The sequence below is a fragment of the Oleiphilus sp. HI0132 genome, from assembly GCF_001635845.1.
Genome location: NZ_LWGJ01001140.1, coordinates 1 through 1,146 on the forward strand (window position 1 = coordinate 1; position 1,146 = coordinate 1,146).

At 43.8% G+C, this 1,146-nt stretch carries 2 protein-coding genes; both read right to left on the reverse strand.

What is annotated here, in order from left to right:
• Nucleotides 1–234 (reverse strand): YfhL family 4Fe-4S dicluster ferredoxin (locus tag A3766_RS15555; RefSeq protein ID WP_068642469.1); only part of this gene is annotated, 234 nt, incomplete at its 3' end.
• A gap of 59 nt (nt 235–293) precedes the next feature.
• Nucleotides 294–764 (reverse strand): pantetheine-phosphate adenylyltransferase, encoded by a 471-nt coding sequence (coaD, locus tag A3766_RS15560; RefSeq protein WP_068642471.1) that lies wholly within the window; start codon nt 762–764, stop codon nt 294–296.
• Between the last annotated feature and the right edge of the window lie 382 nt (nt 765–1,146).

The following is a 1,146-nucleotide window of genomic DNA, read 5'->3' on the forward strand; positions in this document are numbered from 1 at the left end:
CTTTTCGTACTTATCCATTAATTCTGCTTCACTTTCCTTGTGATCAGGGTCTTTGGGAATGCAGTCTACAGGGCATACTTCGACACATTGTGGTTCGTCGTAATGGCCGACACACTCGGTGCACTTGCTCGGGTCAATAATATATATATCTTCACCGGGTGCGATGGCTTCATTGGGACACTCAGGCTCGCACACGTCGCAATTTATACAGTCATCTGTGATCATTAATGCCATGAAAAATACCTCTGCTATGATCTGATAAAAGTGGGGTTAAAGGTCAAAATACTATCCTGCTATCGCTCTTCTAAGGCCTTAATGACGGCTGGCGCTACAAACTCTGAAACATCACCGCCCAAAGAGGCAATTTCNCTAATTAAAGTGGAAGAGATATAAGAGAGGTGGTTGTCAGGAGTAAGAAACAAGCTTTCTGCTTCAGGAATCAAGCGCCGATTCNTATCCGCTAGTTGAAATTCGAATTCAAAGTCTGAAACAGCACGTAAACCGCGTAGAATAACGTTGACCTTGTGCTCTTTTACAAACTCGGCCAATAAGCAGTCAAAGCCAATGACTTCTACATTATCGAGATGAGCCAAAACGTCCTTTGCCAGTTCAACCCGTTTTTCAAGTGGAAACATAGGGTTCTTTTTTGGGCTGGCTGCGACAGCAATAATAATGCGATCAAAAAGCTTTGCAGCACGCTCTACAAGATTGGTATGGCCGTTAGTAATTGGGTCAAAAGTGCCAGGATAAACGACAGTATTCATAGGGGGTCTTACTCCTGAAGCTGCGGAATACGATTGCAGTGCCTAAGTCAATTTTACAGTATTGGAAGTATAGACAACCAAGAACTAAAGAAGGGGCGGAATAGTAACCAAATTTCGGGTGGGTTGCTAGTCAGCTTGTTGTAAACAAGAAGTCTGCGCTGGCAAGATAGACAGCGCATTTGAAGGGTTATCTCTATAAGGAGCTAGCTTATCGTAAGAAAATAGAGAATAAGGCCTTATGAATCAAGGTACCAAAAGGAGGGTAGGCAAACTTGGTACTGTTGAAATGATTCTTGCAGAATACTGATTTTGCATGAGAGAAGGTCAGGAAGCCTTGCTCGCCGTGGTAGGAGCCCATACCTGATTCACCAACGCCGCCAAA